Here is a 23,812-nt window from a genome sequence, read left to right as displayed (position 1 = left end):
CAGAATGGCATACCGTCCGGTCGGTCCCCAGAGTCGTGCGGCGGTCTTCTGGGCGCGGGCGGTGATTCAGCGGCTTTCCTGGTCGACCAGGCGGGCCAGTTCGACGCGGGAGCGCACGCCGAGAGCGGCGAAGACGTTGCGCAGGTGGTAGTCGACCGTGCGGGTGCTGACGGCGAGCCGCTGGGCCACCTCCCTGTTGGTGGCGCCCTCGGCGACGTGGCGGGCGATCCGCAGTTGCTGCGGTGTCAGACGCGACAGTCCGGCGGTGGGCTCCTTCCCGGACGCGGCCCCGTTGGCACGCAGCTCGCCGCGTGTCTGGTCGGCCCAGGCGCCGGCGCCACAGCGTTCGAAGGCGACCAGGGCGGCGCCGAGCCGGGCGCGGGCCTCGCGGAGCCGGCGGCGGCGCCGCAGCCACCTGCCGTACAGGAGCTCCGTGCGGGCGCGCTCGAAGTCGCCGCCCGACTCGTCGTGCAGGGCCAGGGCCCGCAGGTAGAGGCCGTCGGCTTCGCCGTCCTCCGCGGCCAGCAGGGCACGGCAGCGGGCGAGCTGGGCGGGCGCGTGCGGGTCGGCGCCGAACGCCGCCCACCGGGCGAGGTCGCCGACGACGCCCCGGGCGTCCTCCGGCCGGCCGGCGAGTACGGCGGCCTCCACGAAGCAGGGCACGGCGAGCATCCACACGGCGAAGTGACCGCGCCGGGGGCCGGGGCCGACGAGGGGGGCGAGCCGGTCGGCGGCGTCCAGGGGGCGGCCGCGGGCCAGGTCGGCGCGGGCGGTGGCCCACTCGGCCAGGGTCGCGGCCTGGGCCAGGCCGTGGCGGCGGGCGGTGCGCAGGGCGGCCTGGGCATGACCGGCGACGGCGGCGGTGTCCCCCTCGATCGAGGCGGCCAGGGCGAGCATGGCGTGGTGGCTCGCCGCGGTGTTGCGGTGGCCGGCCGCCAGCGCCACCCGAACGCCCTCCTCCGCGTGGGCGCGTGCCTGCGCGTGGCGGCCGGCCCGCAGTTCGGCGTAGGCCAGGTACTCCAGGGCCCGGGCCTCGGAAGCGGCGCACTCCGTGGGACGTGCGGCCGCGAGGGCGCGGGCCCCGGCGGCGCGGGCCGCGTGGACGTCTCCGAGCAGCAGGGCCGCCGCCGCGGCGCGCAGCAGCCGCTCCGGCCGGCCGTCGGAGCGCGCCCGGTCCAGCACACGCCGCAGGGGCCCGGCGGCGTGCTCGGGCCGCCGGGCGAGCAGGGCCCGCATGCCGTCGCGGTAGTCGCGGACGAATGGGTCGCGGGCCCACTCGGTCCCCGGCCCGCTCGCCGTGACGGCACCGGTGACGCCGGGCGGTGGCGGACTGCCGGCGGCACGTGTCACCTCCGGGACGTTGGCCTCGTCGGCGAAGACCTCGGTCGGGGCGTCGGCGCAGACCTCGGTCGGGGCGGGGGCAGGTGTGTCGGGCAGTGGCGGGCTGTCGGCCGCTCGTACCGTCGTCGGGGCGCTGTCCTCGCCGGCGACGGACTTGGCTGGGGTGGAGGCCGGGCCGGCTGTCCACACCGTGGGGTCCGTGTCGCCGCCGTCGAGGGTGGTGAGACACGCCGTGACGTCGCCCGTCGCCCAGGCCGCGTCCACCGCGCGGAGGTGTGCGGTCTCGGCCGAGTCCGGGGCGTCGGGGGCCAGCAGGGACGCCGCGAGCAGCAGGGTCTCGTGCGCGTCGCCCACCGGCCCGTCGTACAACTGCCGTATGCCCCGCGCGAGTTCCCCGTGGCCGCGGTTCTCGGTGGCCGACCGGGCGGTGTTCCGTCCGGTCCGGCTCTGTGCGTGGGGAGCCGTCCGCGCCCTGCTTCTGTCTCCGGTCACCCGAGGGAGGTTACTTGCGCGTAAGGAAGTCCGGAAGGCCGGCGTCCGCAGGTGCCGGTGCGCGGACCCGTGGCGCCACCTGCGCGTTGGAGGAGCGGGGCCGGTGGACGTCGTGTGCCGGGGCCCAGCGGTCGGCCGTGTCCGCTGTGCCCCGGCACGGCACAGACACCGCACTGCACCGCACTGCCCGGCACGGCACCGGCGGCGGGCGCGGGTCGCACGCGTCCGCCGCCGGTTCCCCTCGCCGCCGCGGCTCCGCGGCGCGAGGGTGCGGGGGTGCGGAACGTCAGGAGCCGTGGGGGCAGTTGCCCCGGTACTCCTCGATGGTCAGGCCCGGCCGGGGCAGCGGGCACAGGAACTGCTCGTAGCGGGTGTCGTTGTCGATGAACCGCTTGAGCCAGGAAATGCTGTACTTCGCGATCGTCGTGTTCGACGAGTTGGGCGTGAAGTGGGTCGCCGAGTTCAGCTCCAGGTAGGCCCGGTCGAGCGAGGAGGACAGGCTGGAGTAGAAGGGCTCGGCGTGGGAGGAGACCGGGGCGATGGTGTCGCCGTCGGCTCCGACGATCAGGGTCGGCGTGGTGAGCTCGGGCCAGGTCTTGTCGAGGTTCCACGGCGTCAGCGGGATCGCCGCCTGGAGGGCGGGGCGCGCCTTGGCGGCCTCCAGGCTGCCGCCGCCGCCCATCGAGTGGCCCATGACACCGAGGCGGGAGGCGTCGACGCGGCCGCGGACGGAGCTGCGCTCGGTGAGGTAGTCCAGGGCGGCCAGCAGCTGGCGACCGCGCGAGTCGGGCTGGTCGAGGGTGGTGAGCGTGTCGATGGTGAAGACCACGAAGCCCTGGGAGGCCAGACGCGGCCCGAGCCAGGCGATGGACGACTCGTAGGCGGTGTAACCGGGCGAGACGGCCACCGCGCCGAAGGTGCCGTCGCTGGTGCTCGTCGGGTAGTAGATGGTGCCGCCGCCGAATCCGGTGACGGCGAGCGAGGACACGGACGTCTGCGAGACGGCGTACGGGCCGCGGCTCGCCTCGATGCTGGAGGTGGTGGGGGCGGGGCCGCGCTCGTAGGGGTTGTCGGCGGCGTGGGCTCCCGGGCCGGACAGCGGGCCCAGGCCGACGAGCACGGCGAGGGCCGCGGCGGCGCCGGCCAGTCGCCCGGTCCGGCGTCCGTTCCGGCGTCCGGTCCGCTCTTCGAGGGAGCGGCGGGCGCGGGTGTGTGCGCCGGTGTGGGGGTGGAGTTGCACGACGAGTCGTCCTCTCTGTCGTGGCGGGCGGCCGTTCCGCGGGCACGGGGGGACCTGGGGCGTCCTGCCGCGTGCCCGCGGTGGGCACCGCCGTTGGGCTGGCCGTGCCACTGTCAGGGAGCGGACACCTCGCAGGGACCGGCAATGTCACCGGTCTCGTGCGGCGGACGCGGAGACGGCGCCGGTCCGGTACCGGTGCTCAGCCGAGGTCGAGGTCGGTGTGCAGCACGTGGTGGTCCGAGGCCGGGGTCGGGAGCACGCGGTGACCGAGTGGGGTGATGCCACGCAGGAAGACGTAGTCGAACTTGCTCTGCCAGTCGGTGGTCGGCTGGCAGGTGCCGGTGGGCGAAGGACCGCACTGGGGGTCCGTATCCGTGGCCAGGGCCCACATCGGGGCGAGTTCGGGGGCGTCCGGCACGGCGTTGAAGTCGCCGAGGAGGATCGCGCGGTCGTGCCGGGCTGCCTCTGCCGCGAGTACGCGGATCTGGCCTGCCCGGACCGCCTCCTGACGTCGTTGCGCGAGGTGGGTGTTGAAGACGCGGACCGACCGGCCGCCCACGGTGGTGGTGACCGCCACGTACCCGCGGTCCTCGGATCCGCCGTCGGGATACTCCACTCGGACGACGTCCGTCATCGGTGCCGCCGAGAGGACCGCCTGGCCGAAGGCCCCCGGGCTCCACGGCGCTCCCCCGCAGCGGCCCCAGTTCCGCAGCACCGTCCCGTACTCGACGTGGTACACGAGCCCGTGGAGGTTCTCCAAGTAGTCCCGGATCAGCTCGACATCCCGGACACACGCCTCCTGCAGGCCGATGACCTGGGGAGCGTACGCGGCGATCTTCGCCGCCCGGTCGACGTTGCTCGTCTCGCAGGGGTTGCAGATGTTCCACGTCATGACCCGGTTCGGCACGACGTCCCGGACGGGCTCGACGGGCACGGAGCCGGCGGAGACCGCGCCGCTCGGCGCACTGGGGCCGACGAGCATCACGCAGATCACGGTCATGACACCCGCGAGCAACCGCATACCGCTTCTGAGCACCGTCGCCTCCTCGAGGTGGACGCCCGTGGCGTCCGATGTTCCCTGACGAGGTTATGTGACGGGGTTGGGGGGCGGTGCGGTACTCGGCGGTCAGGGTGTCAGCCGCCGTGGACGCCGACCTCGCGGAGGGAGTAGCCCCAGTCGGTGGCGCGTTCGAGGCCCTGGACGCGTACGTATCGGGCCGGTGTGGCGGTGAAGCGCGCGGTGTCCAGGCCGCCGTCGCCCGCTGAAGTGGACCAGACGGTGCGCCAGTTGTCGCCGTCGGTGGACAGTTCGATCCGGTACGACTTCGCGTACGCGCGCTCCCAGTCGAGGGTGACCCGCCCGACGGACCGCGTGGATCCGAGGTCGAGCCGGTACCACTGGTCGTCGCTCCAGTCGCTCGCCCACCGGGTCCGGCTGTCGCCGTCGACGGCCCTGCGCGGTGAGTGGTCGGTGAACAGGCTCCACTCGGAGGAGCTGGCCGACGGGGTGGAACCCGCGGCGAGGTCGGTCCGGGCCTGGTGGGTCTCGGAGGCCTTCCAGGTGTCGAGGTAGGACTCGGCGCCGCGCAGGAGGTCGTTCACCACGTCCTGGCCGCCGACGCGGCGGATGTCCTCGATCCAGTCGGGGACGAGGCCGTAGTGGGCGGCGCCGTCGGTGTTCAGGTCCCAGGTGCGCTCGCCGGTGGTCTGCCGGTCGATGATTGAGCCGCCGTCGGCGCTCTTGAAGGGGTAGACGACCTTGTTCGGGGCGTCGGCTCCGCGCGGGGCGGGCCAGCCGCCGACGCCGTTCATGTCGGTGCCGTAGCCGTAGCCCACGCCGTACTTGTCGCGCAGGGCTTTGGTGCGCCTGGCCTCCGCGACGAAGTCCTCGGAGCCGTGCATGTACTGGGCGATGAAACCGCCCAGGCCGTAGACCCGTTCGGTCCACTCGGCGTCCATCCAGCTGTGCGAGGAGAGCACACCGGGGTAGGAGGCGCTCTCGAAGAGGTCGAGCACCCGGCCGGTGGCCTTGACGCTCATGTGGTCGATCTCCAGCATCATGCCGCGCTGCATCATGCCGCGCACGGCGTACTCGCCGAGTTCGGTCAGCCCGCGGACGTTGCACCGGGCGTCCGCGCCGTAGGAGGGGACTTCGACGCCCGCCGGGAGCTTCGCCTCGGCCTCGGTCGCCGTCGCGTCGCCGATGGGGTTGTCGGCCTGGGGGCCGGTGCACTTCTCCGTCTTCCAGAAGGTGCCAGTCGACAGGAACTGGCCGACGTTGATGGCCGTTCCGAGCGTGCCGGAGTCGAAGCGGACGCCGCACAGCGCGTTGTCGAACTTGTGGCACAGGAACATGCTGCGCACGCCCAGCGCGTGCAGCTCGTCCAGGCCCTTGTCGATGTCGGCCCTGCTGCACTGCGCGATGTCGAGGATCTGCTTGCAGCCGAACGGCTCGGAGGTCTCGACGCCCAGGACGACCGCCAGCTTGCCCTGCTCGATGACCTCACGGGCCTGTGCGCTGTCGGTGACGATCCTGAAGAAACCCTTGCCGGGCCCGCCGTAGATCTTGTCGATGTAGGCCTGCATGTCGTAGGTCAGCTTGGCCTGGAGGCGGATGGACGTCATCTCGTCGCAGCCGCGGTCCTTGAAGAAGTACACCGAGCAGATCACGCCGTTGGTGACGAGGTCGTTGACCAGCACCCGCTGGCCGCCGCGCCAGGCCCGCTCCACCCATGCGTAGTAGTTCTGCTGGTGGGTCAGCGAGTCGTGGGCGGGCCAGTCCTTGAAGGTGGGCCAGCCGACCGGGTCGTGCTTGCCGTCCCCGCCGTTGGTGATGAAGTCGAAGATCGCGAGCGAGCCGTCCGGGTAGTGCTCGGGGCAGTCCTTGAGCGCGTCGGCGACGCCCTGCTCGGAGAACGGCTTCCCGCAGATCAGGCGTCCGCCGAAGGCCTCGTTGGAGAAGATGTGGTCGTGCGCGTCGACGAAGCCGCGCACCTCTCCCCCGGCGTCCGTGCCGGTGAAGGGCTCGCCGGTGACGTTGATCCGCGAGTCGGGCGCGGGCCGCGCGGTGGGGTTCCACCAGTCCGTGCCGGCCGCCGAACTCGGTGTGGGGCCCAGTACGACGGCCAGCACGAGCAGCAGGAGCGACACCACCGTGACGTTCTTGCGCCTGTGGTTGCGGCGTTCGGCACTCGTCACGGCCCACGTCCCTCGGTCAGCGGGAGGCGCGGTCCGCAGCCGGAGTTGCCGGTTGTCATGACCTCGCCCAAGGTGCGACGAGGATCACCCGTGCCGCTTGACGAGTCAAGACGTCGGAGACGACGAGCTACTGACAGGTAATCGATTCGCACCCCCGCGCGGACGGCGATGCGGACGACGGCGGTGCGGGCGGCGGTGCGGACGACGGCGACGACGCCGCGGACGGCGGTGCGTCGGCCGGTCAGCGGTGGGGCACGAGCCACCACCCCGCCGTCCCGATGGTCATGCCGCCGCGTTCAGCAGGTCGGCCAGCACGTCGGGCCGTTCCAGGGCGATGAAGTGACCGGCCTCGGGGATCTGCGTGACGTCGGCGGCCGGCAGCAGTTCCCTGTTGGCTCGCCGGTCCGAGGGGCGGGACCAGTCCCTCTCGCCGTAGACGAGGTGGACGGGGGCCTTGACCTCGGGGTAGCGCGAGCGGGCGGCGATGAGGCCGGGCAGGTTCCGGTACACGGCGCGGGCGACGGTCGGGTAGCCGGGGTGGCGGCCCACCCGGAGGAGCTCGTCCACGTAGTCCTCCCGCAGCGCGCTCCTGTCGCCGAGGCCACCCTGGAGGATCCTGCGGAGGGCGGGCCTGGGCTCCACCCCGGCGATCACCGGGCCCACCCCCGGGGCGAGGACACCGCCGACCACCACGCGGGCGAGGAGAGAGGACCGGGCGATCCCGCCGCGGAAGTCGTAGGCGTTGACCGCCACGACGCGCCGGACACGCTCCGGGAGATCCGCGGCGGCGGTCAGGGCGAGCACCGCCCCCATGGACTCCCCCGCCAACGTCACGTCGTGGAGATCGAGTGCGGTCAGGAGCCGCTCGACGCCCGCGCGCATGGCCGGCTCGTCGTACGACGCCCCGGGCACGATCTCGGAGTAGCCCATCCCCGGCAGGTCGAGGGCGTACACGGTGCAGTGGTCCGCGATCAGGGGGATGAGGTGGCGGAAGTGCTCGGCCTGGGTGCGCACGGTGTGCAGCAGGACCAGGGGGGCGCCGGTGCCCGCCTTGAGGTACCGCAGGGTCCCCTCGCGGCCTTCGAGTCCCGTGCGCGGACCGAGGGTGTGGCTGCTGGTCCCCGGAATGTGGATCGTGGGACGTGAGGCGCGGTCGGGCATCTCGCCGACTCCTTGTGTGTGAAGGGGGTTACTTGGCCAGCGCGGCGTAGAGGTCGGCCAGGTCGCCGGCCAGGCCCGCCTTGACCTGCCGTGAGACGTCGTCGGCGAGCACCTCGTACGCACCCGTCTCGATGCCGTCGAGGGCGAGGGCGGCGACGTCACGGGGGTCGGACTTGGGCGCGTCGACGTCCGCCGCCAGGTCCGTGTCGACGTAGCCGACGTGCAGTCCGGTGACGGCGATGCCGCGCGGCTGGAGTTCCAGGCGCAGGGAGTTGGTCTGCGACCACAGGGCGGCCTTGGAGGCGCTGTAGGAGCCGCCGAGGGCGAGCCAGGAGAGCACGGAGTGCACGTTGAGGAGGTGGCCGCCGCCGTTGCGCTCGATGACCGGCACGAAGGCCCGGGTGACCAGGAGCGGGCCGTAGAAGTTGGTCTCGAACTCCCGGCGGACGTCGTCGACCGGGGAGTCGAGGAAGGTCGCGCCGACCGAGGCACCGGCGTTGTTGATCAGCACGGTGACGTCTTGCGCCTGCGCGGCGGCCGCCGCCACGGACGCCGGGTCGGTGACTTCCAGGGCCACCGGGACCGCGTCCGGATGCGTCACGCCGCGCGGGTCGCGGGCCGTGGCGTAGACCTTGCCGGCGCCGCGCGCGTACAGCTCCTCCACCAGGGCCTTTCCTATGCCGCGGCTGCCGCCGGTGACGAAGACGTTGGCGCCCTTCAAAGCGGTCATGAACTCTCCCGGGGAGCGTGAGAAACCGATCGGTTTTCACCACGGTAAACCGATCGGTTTCCATGCGCAAGCTCTCGCCGGGGCACCGGCCTTGCACGTGGAAACCGATCGGTTTACGCTGCCAGGAAACCGATCGGTTTCTCGCCGTGGGGCGAGTCCTGCCACCAGAACCAGACTCACGAGGAGCACCGGATGACGACCGCGCGCGACGCCGAGGGGCAGTCGGCCACTCCCAGGCCTCCCAGGCTTCCGGCGAAGCTGGCCGCACACCCGTCCGTGCGGGCCGTGCTCGCCCGGCGCGCGGCGGGTGACGTCACCAGCCCTCCGCCGGTGATCGACGCGGCCTGGCTGCGCGAACTGTGCCTGGCGGCGGGCGCGGACGACGCGGCCGCGGTCAGCCTGGACCATCCCGACCTGGCCGGCGAGCGCGAGTACGCGCAGTCCGCACTGCCCGGCACCCGCACCCTGATCGCGATGGCGGTCAGGATGAACCGCGACAACTGCCGCTCCCCCGCCCGCAGCGTGGCGAACCAGGAGTTCCACCAGACCGACGAGCAGGCCAACCACGCCGCACGCACCGTCACCCAGGCCCTCCAGGACGCCGGTTACCGTGCGCTCAATCCCTCCGTCGGCTTCCCCCAGGAGATGGACCGCTTCCCCGGCGAGCGGATCTGGGTGGTGGCGCACAAGACGGTCGCGGTGGCCGCGGGGCTCGGCGTCATGGGCCTGCACCGCAACGTCATCCACCCGAGGTTCGGCAGCTTCGTCCTGCTCGTGACCGTGCTGGTGGACGCCGAGGTGAGCGAGTACGGGCAGCCGCTGGACTACAACCCCTGCATCGACTGCAAGCTGTGCGTCGCCGCCTGCCCGGTCGGCGCCATCGCCAAGGACGGCGCCTTCGACGCGCTGGCCTGCACCACGCACAACTACCGCGAGTTCATGAGCGGGTTCACCGACTGGGCGCAGACCGTGGCCGACAGCGAGGACGCGGCCGACTACCGCTCCCGCGTCACCGACTCCGAGAGCGCCTCCCTGTGGCAGAGCCTGAGCTCGCCGCCCGGCTACAAGTCCGGTTACTGCCTGGCCGTCTGCCCCGCCGGTGAGGACGTGCTGGGGCCGTACCTGGACGACCGCAAGACGTTCATGGACACCGTGCTGCGCCCGCTCCGGGACAAGAAGGAGACCCTGTACGTCCTGCCGGGCTCCCACGCGCAGGAGTACGCCCGGCGACGCTTCCCCCACAAGCCCGTCAAGGAGGTCACCGGCGGCTGGCACCCTCCGGCGAAGCGCTCCGCGTCCACCGACTCGCCCTAGGAGACCGCCGCGCCGGCGTAAGGGCAGGTCATGCGCGACGACCCCCTGGAAACCGATCGGTTTTCATTTCGTCCGCTCCGGGTTAACCTCGCGGTATGACCACCGAAGTGAAGCCAGGCCCGAGGGAGCGACTGCTGGAGGCGGCGGCGACGCTCACGTACCGCGACGGCGTCGGCATCGGCGTCGAGGCGCTGTGCAAGGCGGCGGGGGTGTCGAAGCGTTCCATGTACCAGCTGTTCGAGAGCAAGGACGAACTCCTGGCGGCGAGTCTGAGGGAGCGTGCCGCCGCCTACGTGGCCACCCTCCTGCCCGCGGCGGACGACGGCCGGTCGCCCCGCGAGCGGATCCTGCACGTCTTCGAGCAGGTGGAAGCGCAGGCGGGGGCGCCCGAGTTCCGGGGCTGCCGGTACCTGGCCGTGCAGATCGAACTCAAGGATCAGAGTCACCCCGCGAGCCGGGTCGCCCACCAGATCAAGGCGAACCTGACGGGCTTCTTCCGCACCGAGGGCGAGCGGGGCGGGGCGGGCGATCCCGAGCTGCTGGCCCGGCAGCTCAGCCTGGTCTTCGACGGCGCCAGCGCCCGCGCGGGGATCCAGGCCGACCACCTGACCGGGCTCATCGCACCCACGGTCGCCACACTGCTGGACGCGGCAGGGGTGCGCTGACGCGTCGCTCCGCGAAGGTGTTCCGACGTCGGTCGACGGCTTCGGGCCGACGCCGGCGTCGGCGGGCTGGGCATACTGACTGTCGTGGCGACCTACAACAGCATCGGCGCGACCTACGCCCGCACCCGGCGGCCCGACGCCCGCATCGCCGCCAGGATTCATGAGGCCCTCGGCGATGCCGCCAGCGTGATCAACGTGGGGGCCGGCACCGGCTCCTACGAACCGCCGCACACGGTACTGGCCGTCGACCCCAGCGCGGTGATGATCGCCCAGCGCCCGGCCGGATCCGCACCGGCCCTGGAAGCCTCCGCGGAGGCGATCCCCCTCGCCGACGACTCGGCCGATGCGGTGATGGCCCTCCTGACCGTGCACCACTGGAGCGACCTGGAAGCCGGTATCGCGGAACTCCGCCGCATCGCCCGGCAGCGGATCGTCCTCTTCACCTTCGACCCCGACATCTGCCGCAGGTTCTGGTTGCTGGACGAGTACCTGCCCGAGGCGGCAGCGTTCGACGACACGCGAGCGGTCGCGGTCGACCGCCTGGTCACGCTGCTGGGAGGCGCACGCCTCGAGACCGTGCCCGTTCCGCACGACTGCACGGACGGATTCCTGGCCGCCTTCTGGCGCCGCCCCGAGGCGTACCTCGATGCTCAAGTCCGGGCGGGTATCTCGCTGTTCGCCCAGGCCGACGACGACCTCGTCCGGCCGGGCCTGGCCCGGCTGTCCGACGACCTGTCGTCCGGCCGGTGGCACCACCGCCATGCCGACCTGCTCGACCGCGAGGCCCTCGACGTCGGCTACCGGCTGCTCGTGGCCGACCTGTAGGACTCGTCGCCGGCCCGGGGCCGGGCCGGCGGGGCCGTCGGTCAGCGCCCCGGCCCGGCGTGGTCGGCCGGGCGGCGGGAGCGTGTCAGGGCCAGTCCGCCGAGGGCCATGGCGATCAGCCCCACCAGGAGGGCCACGTACGCCCCGCCGAGTCCGTTGCCGGTGCCGAGGCCGCCGTCGGCGGTGGCCGCGACCAGGCCTCCGAGGAGCGTGCTGGTCAGCCCCGCCACCAGGGCGAGCCTGGCGCCGAGGGGTCCCCGGGCCGTGCCGAGACGACCGGCCGGGCGTGCCAGTGCCAGCCAGGCGAGGGCCACACCGGCCAGCCCCAGCAGGGCGCCCGTACTTGCCCCCAGGCGCCCGACGCCGAAGTCGTAGACGTCGGCCGCGACAGGCCGGTCCGAGGACTGCGCGGTCGCCGGCGCGGCGAGCGCGATGGCGGCGAACAGGGCGGCGACGGTGGCGGTGGCCGTGGCGGTGAGCAAGCGACGAACAGACATCCTGGTGCTCCTTCTCTTCCTGCGAGTGGGTCCGCTCTCCCTGCGAGTGGGTGCGGTCCGAGCATGTCCGGCGGACCCGCGCCCGGTCGTCCGGCGGACGCGGACACTTCGCACTGCCGCCGGTGCCGCATCCGGCTGCCGCGAGCGCCGCAGGAGGCCCGCGGGTACCGCGTGCGCGGTAGCCGGCCGTCGCCCGCGAGACGGACTCGCCCGTGGCGGCGGCCGGTTAGGGTGCGCGTCATGAGTGCTGGGGGGAGCGGGATCCGGGCCCGTGTCACGGACTGGGGCATCGCCGGCGGCGTTGCGGCGGCGCTGCTGGTGACCGGGCCGGGGCAGCGTTCCGCCGCGAGCCTCGATGTGCTCGGCTACGCGCTGCTGGCCGCGGGCGGGCTGGCGCTGGCCGTGCGGCGCCGGGCTCCGGTCGCCGTCCTGGCCGTCACCGGGCTGTGCGCGGTGGGGTACCAGGCGGCCGGTTTCGACGTGCCCGCCGTCGCGTACCTGTTCGCGGTGTACGCGGCCGTGCGGGCGGGGCACCGGATCGTCACGGTGGCGGCGAGTGTGGCCGTGCTGGGGCTGCTTCCCGTCGCGGCCCTGGTCTCGGGTCTGCACGACACGGGCGAGGCGTTCGCGCGGGCCCGGGGCGCCCTGGAGATCGCCTGGCTGATCGCGGCCGGAGCCGCGGGTGAGGCGCTGCGGCAGGCCGAGCGGCGGGCGGACGAGGCCGAGCGCACCCGGGAGGAGACCGCCCGCCGCCGCGCCGACGACGAACGGCTGCGCATCGCCCGGGAGTTGCACGACTCGCTCACCCACCAGATCTCCGTCATCAAGGTGCAGGCGGAGGTCGCCGTGCACGTGGCGCGCCGACGCGGCGAGGAGGTGCCGGACGCCCTGCTGGCGATCCAGGAGGCCGGGCGTGAGGCGGCCCGTGAGCTGCGTGCGACGCTCCAGGCCCTGCGCGACGACGACACGGCCCCGCCGCGCGGCCTCGACGACGTCCCGGAACTGGTGGCACGCGCCCGCGCCGTCGGCCTGGACGCGACGCTGACGATCGAGGGGCCGGGGCAGGACGTGCCGGCCGCGGTGGGCCGGACCGTCTACCGGATCGTCCAGGAGTCGCTCACCAACATCGCCCGGCACGCGGACGCGAGCACGGCGTCGGTGCGCATCGACTGCCGTCCGGACTGGCTCGCCCTCCGCGTCGACGACGACGGCAGGGCGACCCCGGACACCGCCCCGCCGCCCGGTCTCGGGCTGCTCGGCATGCGCGAACGCGTCACCGCCCTCGGCGGCCGGCTGCGCGCCGAACCACGCGGCGGAGGCGGCTTCACCGTCCAGGCCGAACTCCCCGTGGAGCACACGTCATGATCCGGGTCCTGCTGGTCGACGACCAGCCGCTCATCCGCAGCGGATTCCGCGCGCTCCTCGACCTCGAGGACGACATCGAGGTGGTGGCCGAGGCCGCCGACGGGCAGGCAGGTCTGGAGCTGGCGGGGAAGCACCTGCCCGACGTGGCTCTCGTCGACATCCACATGCCGGCCGTCGACGGCATCGAGACGACCCGGCGCATCGCCGCCGACCCGGCCCTGGCCGGGGTGCACGTCGTGATCCTCACCAACTACGGCCTGGACGAGTACGTCTTCGACGCGCTGCGCGCCGGCGCCGCCGGGTTCCTCGTCAAGGACATCCTGCCGGAGGACTTCCTGCACGCCGTACGCGTCGCGGCGCGCGGCGACGCCCTGCTGGCACCGTCCATCACGCGCAAGCTCATCAACCGCTACGTCGCCCAGCCGCTCCCCGCGACGAGGGGGAAGGGACTGGACGAGCTGACCGGCCGTGAGCGCGAGGCCGTCGCCCTGGTGGCGCGGGGCCTGTCCAACGACGAGATCGCGGCCCGTATGGTGATCAGCCCGATGACGGCGAAGACCCACGTCAACCGGGCCATGGTCAAACTCCACGCCCGTGACCGGGCCCAACTCGTGGTGTTCGCCTACGAGTCCGGTCTGGTGGTCCCGCCGGGCTCCTGACGGTCACGGTACGGGTGCCTGCCGCAGCTCAGCTGTCATGAGATTCAGGGACTGTCAGGAGCCGCAGCAGCCGTCCGCCGGTGCCTGCCCGGCAGGCGCCGTCGTGGCGGCCGGTGCGCCGAGCGGCACGAGCCGGGGCGTCGGGGCGCAGCAGCCGCCACCGTCGGCCCGGCCGGCTTCCGGGGCGTCGAAGAGGCCGGTGCCGCCGCACACGCCCGTTTCGGGGAGGGTGAGTTCGGCGCGGTCGGCGGCCTCCAGGTCGCCGGCGATCGCCGCGGCGACGGAGCGGACCTGCTCGTAGCCGGTCAGGGCCAGAAACGTGGGCGCGCGGCCGTAGGACTTCATGCCGACCAGGTAGACGCCCTGTTCGGGGTGGGAGAGCTCGCGGTGGCCGTGGGGGCGGACGGTGCCGCAGGAGTGCTGGTTGGGGTCGATCAGCGGGGCGAGTCGCAGCGGCGCCTGGAGGCGCTCGTCCAGGCCGAGGCGGATCTCGGAGAGGAAGGACAGGTCGGGACGGAAGCCGGTCAGCACGAGCACCTCGTCCACCGGCTCCAGGCGGCGGCCGTCCTCGCCCGCCAGGACCAGGCGCCCGTCGCCGTCGCGCTCGATGGCGCCGGTCCGGAAGCCGGTGACCGCGTCCGCGTGTCCCTTGTCGACGGCGGCCTTGGCCGCGAGGCCGAGGGCGCCGCGCGCGGGGAGCCGGTCGGCGGTGCCGCCGCCGAAGGTGGCGCCGGAGATGCCGCGGCGCAGGATCCACACGGCCTTCGTCCCGGCCCCGTCGTCGGCCTCGGCCAGGGCAGCGAGGCCGGCCAGGGCGGTGAAGGCGGAGGCGCCCGAGCCGATCACGGCGGTGCGCCGGCCCGCGTAGCGGGCGCGGACCGCCGGGTCGTCGAGGTCCGGGACGCGGTAGGCGACGCGGTCGGCGGCCGCGTGCTCGCCGAGGGCGGGCAGGCCGCTGCCGCCGGCCGGGCCGGGGGTGGTCCAGGTGCCGGAGGCGTCGATGACGGCGCGGGCGAGGATCCGCTCCTCGGCTCCGTCGGTGTGGGTGACGTGGACGACGAAGGGTTGTGTGTCGCGGTCGGCGTCGACGATCCGGTCCCGTCCCGCGCGGGAGACACCGGTGACGCGGGCGCCGGTGCGGACGCGCTCGCCGAGGGCGTCCGCCAGGGGCTGGAGGTACTGCTCGGCCCAGTCGCCGCCGGAGGGGTAGGCCGACGGGTCGGGCCGCGTCCAGCCGGTGGCCGCGAGGAGTTTCTCGGCGGCCGGGTCGGTCAGTTTGCCCCACGTCGAGAAGAGCCGGACGTGCGCCCACTCGCGCACCGCGGTGCCGGCGGCCGGCCCGGCCTCCACGACCAGGGGTTCGATGCCCCGCTCGGCGAGGTGCGCGGCGGCGGCCAGACCGGTGGGTCCGGCTCCGATCACGACGACGGGCAGCTCGGTGGTGGCGGGCGCGTTCACGACGGCTCCTCGCTTGTTTCGACATCTGTCGATGCATCCTGCGGCCAGGATGACATCTGCTTCGACATGCGTCAACATAGACAGATGTCGAATACGAAGGCGCTGCCGCTGCTCGACTCCGACGGACAGGACGGTCAAGGTGCGGCGCCGTGCTGCCCGCCGCTCACGGAACGTCCGATGAACGCCGAGGAGGCGGAGACGGCCGCGCGGATGTTCAAGGCGCTGGGCGATCCGGTGCGGCTGCGGCTGTTCTCGGCGATCGCCTCGCACGAGGGCGGCGAGGCGTGCGTGTGCGACATCTCCGACGTGGGCGTCTCCCAGCCGACCGTCTCCCACCACCTGAAGAAGCTCAAGGAGGCCGGCCTGCTGACCTCCGAACGCCGCGGGACCTGGGTCTACTACCGGGTCGAGCCCTCGGTTCTCGCCGCCATGGGCAGGCTGCTGGCCGCCTCACCGGCCGTCTGACGCCCACAGCGCGGCACCCGCCACCACAGGCCCTTCACCCGCTGTCGATCTGCCGGTCACCTCGCCTCTCCTGTGCCGTGGCGGAGTCACGTATCGTCTGCCGATATCGGAAGCCGTCACGTGCGGCCGGGCCGCTGAGGGAGTAGGTCATGGGCAAGCCGTCCACCGCCGCCGGACTGCCGGACGAGTTGCGCCGGCGACTGGGCGTCCCGGACGCGGTCGTGATCGGGCTGGGGTCGATGATCGGGGCGGGCATCTTCGCCGCGCTCGCCCCGGCGGCGCACGCGGCCGGTTCGGGTCTGCTGATCGGTCTGGCGCTGGCGGCGGTGGTCGCGTACTGCAACGCCACCTCCTCCGCCCGGCTCGCCGCCCGTTACCCGGCCTCCGGTGGCACCTATGTCTACGGGCGGGAGCGGCTCGGGGAGTTCTGGGGCTACCTGGCCGGATGGGCGTTCGTCGTCGGCAAGACCGCCTCCTGCGCGGCGATGGCGCTCACGGTCGGTTCGTACGTGTGGCCGGGCCAGGCCCACGCGGTGGCGGTCGCGGCGGTGGTGGCGCTGACCGCGGTGAACTATGCCGGGGTGCAGAAGTCCGCCGTGCTGACACGGGTGATCGTGGCCGTGGTGGTGGCGGTGCTCGCCGCCGTGGTGGTCGCCGCCCTGACGTCCGGCGCCTCGGACGCGGCGCGGCTGGACATCGGCGACGACGCGACCGCGGGCGGAGTGCTGCAGGCCGCGGGCCTGCTGTTCTTCGCCTTCGCCGGATACGCGCGGATCGCCACGCTCGGCGAGGAGGTCCGTGACCCGGCGCGCACCATCCCCCGGGCGATCCCGGTCGCGCTGGGCATCACCCTGGTCGTCTACGCCGTCGTCGCCGTCGCCGTGCTGACGGTCCTCGGCGCGGACGGACTGGCGAAGGCCACGGCGCCCCTGTCGGACGCGGCCCGGGCGGCGGGGGCCGACTGGCTCGTGCCGGTCGTGCGCGTCGGCGCGGCCGTGGCGGCGCTCGGTTCGCTGCTCGCGCTGATCCTGGGCGTCTCCCGCACCACGCTCGCCATGGCCCGCGACCGGCACCTGCCGCACGCCCTGGCGGCGGTCCACCCGACGTTCAAGGTGCCGCACCGCGCCGAACTCGCGGTCGGGGCGGTGGTGGCGGTGCTCGCCGCCACCGGGGACCTGCGCGGGGCGATCGGCTTCTCCTCCTTCGGCGTGCTGGCCTACTACGCCGTCGCCAACGCCTCCGCCTGGACCCTGACCCCGGACGAGGGCCGTCCGGCCCGGGTCATTCCCGTCGTGGGCCTGGCCGGCTGCCTCGTCCTGGCGTTCGCCCTGCCGTCGGCCTCGGTGATCTCGGGGGCGGCGGTGCTGGCGCTGGGCGCCGCCGTGTACGGAGTGCGTCGTACGGTGGCCGCCCGAAGCTCCTAGGCGTATCGATCACGGCTTCGCCGGCACGTGCGGGCGGTGCCCTCTCCCTCGGCGCCGCCCGCTACGGGGCTTCCTCGCCGAGGACCTCGCGGGCGAGTTCCCTGAGCGCCCGGCGATCCTCGGCCAGGGCCTGCCTCCCGGCTTCGGTCGCCTTGTAGACGCGGCGGGTACGGCCGTCGACCACCCGCTGCTCGGAGACCAGCAGCCCGTCCGCCTCCAGCCGGTGCAGCGTCGGGTAGAGGGTGCCCGGGCTGATCCGGTAGCCGTGCGACGCCAACTCCTCGGACATCCACGCTCCGTGGATCTCCCCCTCGGCCGCGTGGTGGAGGATGTGCAGCCGCACCGCCCCCCGCTGGAACTCCCGCACCCCGACCCACCTCCGCGCCCGCCGGACAGTGACGCAACCGATATCGGGAACCGATCCTAGCCCGGCCGGGGCGTCCGGAGGACGGGCACGTCCTCGCGTCCCGGGCTAGACGGGGGCGAACTTCCGGCGCCAGGCCAGGGACACGTACACCAGCGCCACCAGTACCGGCACCTCGATCAGCGGGCCGACGACTCCGGAGAGTGCCTGGCCGGAGGTGACGCCGAAGGTGGCGATGGCGACCGCGATGGCCAGCTCGAAGTTGTTGCCCGCGGCCGTGAAGGCGAGCGTGGCGGTGCGGTCGTAGGCCAGGCCGATGGTCTTGCCGAGGGCGAACGTGCCGAACCACATCAGCGCGAAGTAGACCAGGAGGGGCAGGGCGATGCGGGCCACGTCCAGCGGCTGCGAGGTGATCGTCCGCCCTTGCAGGGCGAAGAGGAGGACGATCGTGAACAGCAGTCCGTACAGGGCCCACGGGCCGATCGTCGGCAGGAAGCGCGTCTCGTACGTCTCGCGGCCCAGCTTCCGCTCGCCGACGCGGCGGGTGAGGAACCCGGCGAGCAGCGGGACGCCGAGGAAGACGGCGACGTTCAGGGCGATCTTCCCCGTGGAGATGTCGAGGTGCTCGCCGCCGCCCAGGTTCAGCCAGCCGGGCAGCAGGTCCAGGTAGAACCAGCCGAGCAGGCCGAACGCGAGGACCTGGAAGAGCGAGTTCAGCGCCACCAGGACGGCGGCGGCCTCTCGGTCGCCGCAGGCCAGGTTGTTCCAGATGATGACCATGGCGATGCAGCGGGCCAGGCCGACGATGATCAGGCCGGTGCGGTACTCGGGCAGGTCCGGCAGGAAGATCCACGCCAGCGCGAACATCACCGCCGGGCCGATCAGCCAGTTGACGACCAGCGACGAGACCATCAGCTTCCGGTCGCCGGTGACCGCGTCGAGTCTGTCGTAGCGGACCTTGGCGAGGACCGGGTACATCATGATCAGCAGGCCGACGGCGATCGGGAGGGAGATGCCGCCGACCTCGACCGCGGCCAGGGCGTCGTCCAGGCCGGGCACGGCACGCCCGAGGCCCAGGCCCAGGACCATGGCGAGGAGGATCCAGACGGCGAGGAAGCGGTCGAGGGTCGACAGCTTGGCGACGATCGAGGGCTCGTCCGTGGTCGCGGCGGCTTCGGCGCGGGTCACGGGCAGGCCCTCTTGGCGTCGGCGGCGGCACGGGCGGACTCGGCCAAATCGCCGAGCTGTCCGGCAAGTCGGGCGATGACGTCCGGGCGCAGCTTGTAGTACGTGTAGCGGCCGCAGGGCTCGGTCTCGACGACCCCGGCCTCGCGCAGCACTCTCAGGTGGTTGGAGAGGTTGGTCTGCTTCGAGCCGGTCTCCTCCACCAGGTGGGTGGTGCACAGCGTCTCTTGGGCGAGCAGGGTCACGATCCGGAGCCTGAGCGGGTCGGCCAGTACCCGGATCAGGTCAGCGTCGACTGACGTCATCATGGGCTGATAGTTTCACATCACCCAGGGCTGATAACAGCCGGGGCTGATCTGATCGTCGACCTGTTCGCACCGCCGTCACGAAGGATGAACCGATGTCCTCCTCCAGCCCGCTCGCCTCGGTGCTGTTCGTGTGCGTCCACAACGCCGGACGCTCCCAGATGGCCGCCGGATTCCTCGACCGTCTCGCGGGCGACCGGGTCGAGGTCCGCTCCGCCGGTTCCGTCCCGGGTGACCGGGTCAACCCTTCCGCCGTGGAGGCCATGAAGGAGGTCGGCATCGACATCTCCGAGGCCAGGCCGAAGGTCCTGACCCCGGAGGCGGTCCGGGCGTCCGACTACGTCATCACCATGGGCTGCGGCGACGCCTGCCCGGTCTTCCCCGGCAGGAAGTACCTCGACTGGGCCCTGGAGGACCCGGCGGGCAAGGGCGTGGAGGCCGTCCGTCCGATCCGCGACGAGATCAAGGCCCGCGTCGAGGCGCTGATCGCCGAGATCGACGGCCTGCGAGGCACCTGACGACTGCGGGATGCGGCCGACCGCCGCCGGCCGAACCGGCACGGAACCGCGCTGCGCCCCGGCCGGTCGTCCCCTTCCTCGGACATGCCGGCCCGTGCCTTGAGGGAGTGGGCGGTCAGTCGCGTCCGGCCATGACGCCGACGTCGCGTCCCAGACGGCGCGGGTGACGCAGTCCGTCTGGTCCGACAGCAGGAGGGCCGCGGTCGCGGCGACGTCGTCGGGGGTGCCCGTCCGGCCGAGGGGGTGGAAGGAGTTGAAGCCGTCGAGCGCGGAGTCCATGTCCGCCTTGGGGAAGAACTCCTCGTAGATGGGCGTGCGGACGACATCGCCGGCGGCCGCGTCGCCGCGCCGGACCAGCTCACCGTCGTCGCCCGCCACCTGCTCGTCGCCCTGTTCAACCACGAGCACCAGCACGACCAGTGGATCGGCGCAGTCCGCGCGAACGGCCTCGGGCACGCCCTCCCGCCCGACCCGGACACCGGCCTGGTGTCCCGCCTGGACGGCTACCTCGTCCTCGGTCCCCTCGCCTGAGCCGCCCCACCACCGGGTTCCTCCCGGCCACCGGCCGGTGCGACTCCGTCAGTCGAGCAGTCGCCACCACCAGGCGATGTCCGGGTACGGAGGCGGTGTGAGGTCCGCGGGGTCCCAGAGGACCGGCTTCGGGGTGGTGGTCACCTTCGGGACCGCCGCGAGGCCGGGCTTGTGCTCGCTGAGGTAGCGGGCGCTGGTGGCGGTGAAGTCGATGGTGGCCGGCAGCCACTGCGGGAGTTCGGCGGCGTACCGGGCGACGGAGGGGCGGGGGTCGGCGAGCAGCTCCTGCTGGAGGCGGAGCATCACCAGGACGACACGCTCGTACAGCTCACCGGCCTTCAGCAGGGCCGCGAGGGGATCGAGGCCGTGTTCGGCGGCGAGGGTGGAGAAGATGTTGATGCCGCGCTCGCCGGTCGCGGCTTCCTTCGCCATGCCGACCAGGTCGTTGACGATCGTGCACGCCTGGAAGAGCGCGGAAGTGAAGGCACGCACCTTGGGGTCGTAGAAGTCGGCGGCGGACAGGGAGTAGCCGGAGCCCGGCGGGGTGCAGGCGGCGAGCGTCGCGGCGCCGGACTTCTGCCACCTCAGCCTCAGGTACTCGCCGACGCCGGGCGGTTCGGCGCGGTGCCACGCCGCCAGCTTCCACAGCTGGCCGCCGAGCCAGTGGCTGTGCTCCGAGCGGAAGGTGTTCATGCCCTCGGGTCCCAGGCAGTCGTCCAGCATGCCGCGCAGGTCGCGCAGTGAGGTGAGCCACGGGTTGTCGGCGGGCACGGGGGCGGCGGCCGGTTCGTACATGACGCGGTTGGCCTCGCCGACGAGGGCGATCGCCTGCGCCGGGTGGGCTGTGAGGGTGTCGAGGTGGTCGTCGAGAAGGAGCGCCCAGTAGGTGTAGCGGGACATCACGCCTGCCGCTCGTGTCGTCACGAAGGGCATGCCCGCTGCCAGCAGCCCGCCGATGCCCGAGCGCACCACCGTGGCGTCGGCGGCGCACAGGCCATGGCCGACGGCCCACTCCGCTCCGGCCCGGTCGATGGTCTCGCCGGGGGCCTCGTGCCGGACGAGCGGTACGGGGCAGAACAGGGCGAGGTCGTCCGTCGGCAGGGCGCTGGTCGCGGTGTGCTGCTCGGGGGCGCTGGTCGCGGTGTGCTGTTCGGGGGCGGGGGTCCGGGCGTGCGGCATGGGTCTTCCCTGAGTCGGTGGTGGAGGTGAGAGCGCAGATGTCCGGGCGGCCGTGCGTCCGGCGGCGGGACGGCGCCGGGCCGGTGGCCTGAGGGCATCCTCGGTGAGCTGTCGCAGGGCCTGGCGGTGCGGGGTCGCGGGGAGCCGGTGCAGGTGGCCGAGGGCCTGTGCCGTCCACTCGCGGGCATGTCGGTCGGCGTCCGCGAGCGCGCCCGTCCGCTCGACCAGGGTCCTGACACGCCGGCGTGCGCCGGCGTCCGGCAGCGCGGCGAACGCCTCGGCCAGGGCGGCCCGTTGGACGGCCGTCGCCCGGTCGCGGGCCAGCAGGACCGGCAGGGTGGGCCGCAGGTTGCGCAGATCGCTGTCGGCCGGTTTCCCGGCCGCCGCCCGCTCGTCGGCGTAGGGCAGGAGGTCGTCCCGTATCTGGAAGGCCAGGCCGACGGCCTCCCCGAAGGCGCCGAGCGTCGCCGCCCGGGGCCGGGTCGCGCCGGCGAGCACGGCACCGATTCGGCAGGCGGCCGCGGTGACGACCGCCGTCTTCAACCGCACCATCTCCAGGTACTCGGACACCGGCGTGACGAGGCTCCCGGCCATCGCGACCTCCAGGGCGGCTCCCTCACAGACCTGCCGGCCCGTCTCGGCCTGGATCCGCATCGCCGTCACGACCCGTCGGTGCGGCACGCCACGCTCCACGCACCTGCCCAGCGCCTCGAACCAGGCGAAGAACAAGGCGTTGCCGGTCACGAGCGCCGTGGGGAAGCCGAACTTGCCGTGCACGGCCGCACGGCCGCGGCGGAGGTCGTCGCCGTCGACGAGGTCGTCGTGCACGAGGCTGCCCACGTGCGCGCACTCGAGACCCGCGGCGGCGGGCATGATCTGCGCGATGTCGCCGCCCACCACGGCGGCGCTGTGCACCAGCAGCAGTGGCCGCAGCAGTTTCCCGGCCGGGAGCAGCGCGTGCCCGGCGGCCTCGGCGATCCGCGGCGCCTCACCGGCCAGGGCGGGCAAGGTCCGCAACTCGTCGACCAGCCGCTCGGTCAGGCGAAGGTCGGCGGTGGCAGTTCCCATGCCGGTTCCTCCAGCGATCTCCCAGCGTCCTGCTCGCCCGAGCCGGTCCCCGCACACGGCGCCCGAACGGCAGGACCGACAGTCGGCGGAACGCGGGGGCGCGCGCCAGGGGCGCGGGAAGCAGGGACGGTCGCCGGCACGCGACCGTGTGGACCGGCGATGCATCGCGGTCGGGGCGTCGGCGGGCGTGCGTCGTTCCCGACGGCGCGTGCGGGGGCTGTGGGCGCTGGATGAACAGTGAACGTCCAGCCCCTGCTCGACGCGCTCGACATCCAGGACGCCGCCGCCCGGGCCCTAGGTATCGGCCCGTAGATACAACTCCTCGCCGCCCGGCTCCGGGCCTCGTACCTCACCGGCACGCCGAGCCGTTCCGGGGCGATGACCAGGCCCCTGAGGTCATCCGGGCTCTCTTACGAGCCGTCCAGGAAGGCCGCCACGCGCGGGAGCCGGGCGCGGGTGGAGCAATGGATGAAGCCCTCCTCCTGGAGAGTGCGGCCACGCGTCGGCATCTCGTCCGTGCCCGTGGGCCGCGTCCCGGAGGGAGCGTTCGGTGATGTGCGTCAGCTCGGGCATGAGCGGCACGTCAAGTGATGGTGCCGAGGCGGGCCGCACGGGCCCGGAGGTAGCGCTGTTCGGGGAGGCTCAGGGTCTTGGCGGCGGCTGACTCGTAGGCGGCTCGGGCAGCCTCGGGGTCGCCGGCGCGTTCCAGGAGGTGGGCGCGGACCGAGTCCAGGCGGTGGCCTGTGGTCAACTCCGGTGCGAGCGCGTCCAGTTCGGCCAAGCCAGCCTTCGGCCCGTGGACCATGGCGATGGCCACGGCACGGTTGAGGCGTTCGACAGGGCCGGGGACAAGGTGGACGAGGACGTCGTAGAGGCCGAGGATCTCGGGCCAGTCGGTGCTGTCGGGCGAGTCCGCCTCGTCGTGGACGGCGGCGATCGCGGCCCTCAACTGGTACGGGCCGGGGCGGCGTTGGGACAGAGCCCAGGTCACCAGGGCCACGCCCTCCTCGATCGCCGCCTTGTCCCACAGCCCGCGGTTCTGCTCGCCGAGGGGGATCAGTTCGCCGCCCGCCCCGGTCCGCGCGGCGCGGCGGGCGTCGGTGAGGAGCATCAGGGCGAGCAGGCCGGTGACCTCACAGTCGCCGGGCAGCAGGCGGTGCACCATACGGGCCAGCCGGATGGCTTCGCCCGCGAGTTCGGCCCGCTGCAGGAAGGCTCCGGAGGTGGCCGTGTAGCCCTCGTTGAAGATCAGGTAGAGCGTATGGAGGACGGCGGGCAGCCGCTCCTCCCAGTGATCGGGGCGGCTGAAACGCGTGCCCTTCACCCGCTGCTTGGCCCGGCTGATCCGCTGAGCCATCGTCGCCTCCGGCACCAGATACGCGCGGGCGATCTCGGCCGCCGTCAGACCGCCGACGGCCCGCAGCGTCAGCGCGATCTGGGCGGGCGGGGGCAGATCCGGGTGGCAGCAGAGGAAGAGCAGGGTCAGCGTGTCGTCCTCGGAGGGCGCGCGATCGGGCCCGGGCGGCGGCGCGGTGAAGGCGTCGCGCGGTGTGAGCGCCGCCGCCTTCTCCTCACGCAGCCGCCGCGCCTGATCACTGCGCAGCGCGTCCGTGAGCCGCCGCGAGGCGACCCTGATCAGCCAGCCCCGCGGATTGTCCGGGACCCCCGACTCGGGCCACTGCCCGGCCGCTGCCAGCAGCGCCTCCTGTACGGCGTCCTCGGCGGCGTCGAAGTGCCCGTACCGGCGTACAAGCGCGCCGAGGACCTGCGGCGCGTGCAGGCGCAGCAGGTCCTCGACCTCGCTCGTACGTCTCAAACGTCTCCCCTG

General features: G+C 73.2%; 22 protein-coding genes and 1 pseudogene. 9 read left to right on the top strand and 14 right to left on the bottom strand.

All coding sequences use genetic code 11. The annotated features are described in order from the left end of the window. Nucleotides 1-66 precede the first annotated feature (66 nt). The 6 genes and pseudogenes from ABZ948_RS21435 to ABZ948_RS21410 form a co-directional block, all read right to left on the bottom strand. Nucleotides 67-1,392, bottom strand: a pseudogene (locus tag ABZ948_RS21435) (LuxR C-terminal-related transcriptional regulator); the annotation flags it as partial. Between the two features lie 727 nt (nt 1,393-2,119). Then, nucleotides 2,120-3,073: a bis(hydroxyethyl) terephthalate hydrolase gene (gene bdeA / locus ABZ948_RS21430; protein ID WP_435857550.1), complete on the bottom strand. Its 954-nt coding sequence runs from the start codon at nt 3,071-3,073 to the stop codon at nt 2,120-2,122. A gap of 199 nt (nt 3,074-3,272) precedes the next feature. Beyond that, complete coding sequence (locus tag ABZ948_RS21425) at nt 3,273-4,094, bottom strand: endonuclease/exonuclease/phosphatase family protein (RefSeq protein WP_359761874.1); 822 nt, start codon at nt 4,092-4,094, stop codon at nt 3,273-3,275. 113 nt (nt 4,095-4,207) lie between these two features. Then, a complete protein-coding gene (locus ABZ948_RS21420; protein ID WP_359761793.1) occupies nt 4,208-6,271 on the bottom strand; it encodes a discoidin domain-containing protein in 2,064 nt (687 codons plus the stop codon). Nucleotides 6,272-6,553: 282 nt separating this feature from the next. Next, entirely contained in the window at nt 6,554-7,432 is an 879-nt protein-coding gene (locus tag ABZ948_RS21415) for an alpha/beta fold hydrolase (protein WP_359761791.1), read from the bottom strand. Between the two features lie 28 nt (nt 7,433-7,460). After that, a complete protein-coding gene (locus ABZ948_RS21410; protein ID WP_359761789.1) occupies nt 7,461-8,162 on the bottom strand; it encodes an SDR family oxidoreductase in 702 nt (233 codons plus the stop codon). Between the two features lie 192 nt (nt 8,163-8,354). On the opposite strand from ABZ948_RS21410, the gene ABZ948_RS21405 reads away from it, so the two are divergent. From ABZ948_RS21405 to ABZ948_RS21395, 3 genes are all read left to right on the top strand, one after another. Next, a complete protein-coding gene (locus ABZ948_RS21405; protein ID WP_359761787.1) occupies nt 8,355-9,476 on the top strand; it encodes a 4Fe-4S binding protein in 1,122 nt (373 codons plus the stop codon). A 95-nt stretch (nt 9,477-9,571) separates the two neighbouring features. Further along, entirely contained in the window at nt 9,572-10,141 is a 570-nt protein-coding gene (locus ABZ948_RS21400; RefSeq protein ID WP_359761785.1) for a TetR/AcrR family transcriptional regulator, read from the top strand. 84 nt (nt 10,142-10,225) lie between these two features. Further along, on the top strand, nt 10,226-10,966 hold the full coding sequence (locus ABZ948_RS21395) for a class I SAM-dependent methyltransferase (RefSeq protein WP_359761783.1): 741 nt from the start codon (nt 10,226-10,228) through the stop codon (nt 10,964-10,966). A 41-nt stretch (nt 10,967-11,007) separates the two neighbouring features. Here ABZ948_RS21395 and ABZ948_RS21390 read toward each other — a convergent pair whose 3' ends face one another. After that, nucleotides 11,008-11,463, bottom strand: coding sequence for a DUF6223 family protein (locus tag ABZ948_RS21390; RefSeq protein ID WP_359761781.1), 456 nt, complete (start codon nt 11,461-11,463; stop codon nt 11,008-11,010). 240 nt (nt 11,464-11,703) lie between these two features. Between ABZ948_RS21390 and ABZ948_RS21385 the strand changes: the two genes are divergently transcribed. Continuing rightward, nucleotides 11,704-12,828 (top strand): sensor histidine kinase, encoded by a 1,125-nt coding sequence (locus ABZ948_RS21385; RefSeq protein WP_359761779.1) that lies wholly within the window; start codon nt 11,704-11,706, stop codon nt 12,826-12,828. Then, nucleotides 12,825-13,487, top strand: a complete 663-nt coding sequence (locus ABZ948_RS21380) for a response regulator (protein WP_359761777.1) — start codon at nt 12,825-12,827, stop codon at nt 13,485-13,487. Before ABZ948_RS21385 ends, ABZ948_RS21380 begins: the two co-directional genes overlap by 4 nt. A gap of 54 nt (nt 13,488-13,541) precedes the next feature. On the opposite strand, the gene ABZ948_RS21375 is transcribed toward ABZ948_RS21380, so the two are convergent. Continuing rightward, a complete protein-coding gene (locus tag ABZ948_RS21375) occupies nt 13,542-14,945 on the bottom strand; it encodes an FAD-dependent oxidoreductase (protein ID WP_359761775.1) in 1,404 nt (467 codons plus the stop codon). An 84-nt stretch (nt 14,946-15,029) separates the two neighbouring features. Between ABZ948_RS21375 and ABZ948_RS21370 the strand changes: the two genes are divergently transcribed. Together ABZ948_RS21370 and ABZ948_RS21365 are read left to right on the top strand one after the other, a co-directional pair. Continuing rightward, nucleotides 15,030-15,410, top strand: a complete 381-nt coding sequence (locus ABZ948_RS21370) for an ArsR/SmtB family transcription factor (protein WP_359761773.1) — start codon at nt 15,030-15,032, stop codon at nt 15,408-15,410. Between the two features lie 149 nt (nt 15,411-15,559). After that, the gene (locus ABZ948_RS21365) at nt 15,560-16,834 is read left to right on the top strand and encodes an APC family permease (RefSeq protein WP_359761772.1); all 1,275 of its coding nucleotides are present in this window, start codon (nt 15,560-15,562) and stop codon (nt 16,832-16,834) included. 61 nt (nt 16,835-16,895) lie between these two features. Here the strand turns inward: ABZ948_RS21365 and ABZ948_RS21360 are convergent, their stop codons facing one another. The 3 genes from ABZ948_RS21360 to ABZ948_RS21350 all read right to left on the bottom strand — a co-directional run bounded on the left by ABZ948_RS21360 (nt 16,896) and on the right by ABZ948_RS21350 (nt 18,691). After that, nucleotides 16,896-17,201, bottom strand: coding sequence for an Rv3488 family transcriptional regulator (locus tag ABZ948_RS21360; RefSeq protein ID WP_359761770.1), 306 nt, complete (start codon nt 17,199-17,201; stop codon nt 16,896-16,898). Nucleotides 17,202-17,306: 105 nt separating this feature from the next. Beyond that, nucleotides 17,307-18,386: an ACR3 family arsenite efflux transporter gene (arsB, locus tag ABZ948_RS21355; protein ID WP_359761768.1), complete on the bottom strand. Its 1,080-nt coding sequence runs from the start codon at nt 18,384-18,386 to the stop codon at nt 17,307-17,309. Then, complete coding sequence (locus ABZ948_RS21350) at nt 18,383-18,691, bottom strand: ArsR/SmtB family transcription factor (RefSeq protein ID WP_359761766.1); 309 nt, start codon at nt 18,689-18,691, stop codon at nt 18,383-18,385. The genes arsB and ABZ948_RS21350 overlap by 4 nt, the downstream gene beginning before the upstream one ends. Nucleotides 18,692-18,783: 92 nt before the next feature. Here ABZ948_RS21350 and ABZ948_RS21345 point away from each other — a divergent pair, with 92 nt between their 5' ends. Then, nucleotides 18,784-19,206, top strand: coding sequence for an arsenate reductase ArsC (locus tag ABZ948_RS21345; protein WP_359761764.1), 423 nt, complete (start codon nt 18,784-18,786; stop codon nt 19,204-19,206). A gap of 243 nt (nt 19,207-19,449) precedes the next feature. Next, nucleotides 19,450-19,737, top strand: a complete 288-nt coding sequence (locus ABZ948_RS21340) for a hypothetical protein (protein WP_359761762.1) — start codon at nt 19,450-19,452, stop codon at nt 19,735-19,737. Between the two features lie 48 nt (nt 19,738-19,785). Here ABZ948_RS21340 and ABZ948_RS21335 read toward each other — a convergent pair whose 3' ends face one another. From ABZ948_RS21335 to ABZ948_RS21325, 3 genes are all read right to left on the bottom strand, one after another. Then, complete coding sequence (locus tag ABZ948_RS21335) at nt 19,786-21,984, bottom strand: polyprenyl synthetase family protein (RefSeq protein WP_359761761.1); 2,199 nt, start codon at nt 21,982-21,984, stop codon at nt 19,786-19,788. Nucleotides 21,985-22,394: 410 nt separating this feature from the next. Further along, complete coding sequence (locus ABZ948_RS21330) at nt 22,395-22,493, bottom strand: DUF952 domain-containing protein (protein WP_359761760.1); 99 nt, start codon at nt 22,491-22,493, stop codon at nt 22,395-22,397. Between the two features lie 74 nt (nt 22,494-22,567). Further along, nucleotides 22,568-23,800, bottom strand: a complete 1,233-nt coding sequence (locus ABZ948_RS21325) for an RNA polymerase sigma factor (protein ID WP_359761758.1) — start codon at nt 23,798-23,800, stop codon at nt 22,568-22,570. Nucleotides 23,801-23,812: the final 12 nt, after the last annotated feature.

Source organism: Streptomyces olindensis (assembly GCF_040645895.1).
In the GTDB taxonomy this organism is placed as follows: domain Bacteria; phylum Actinomycetota; class Actinomycetes; order Streptomycetales; family Streptomycetaceae; genus Streptomyces; species Streptomyces olindensis.
This window is presented reverse-complemented; position numbering and strand designations above follow the sequence as displayed.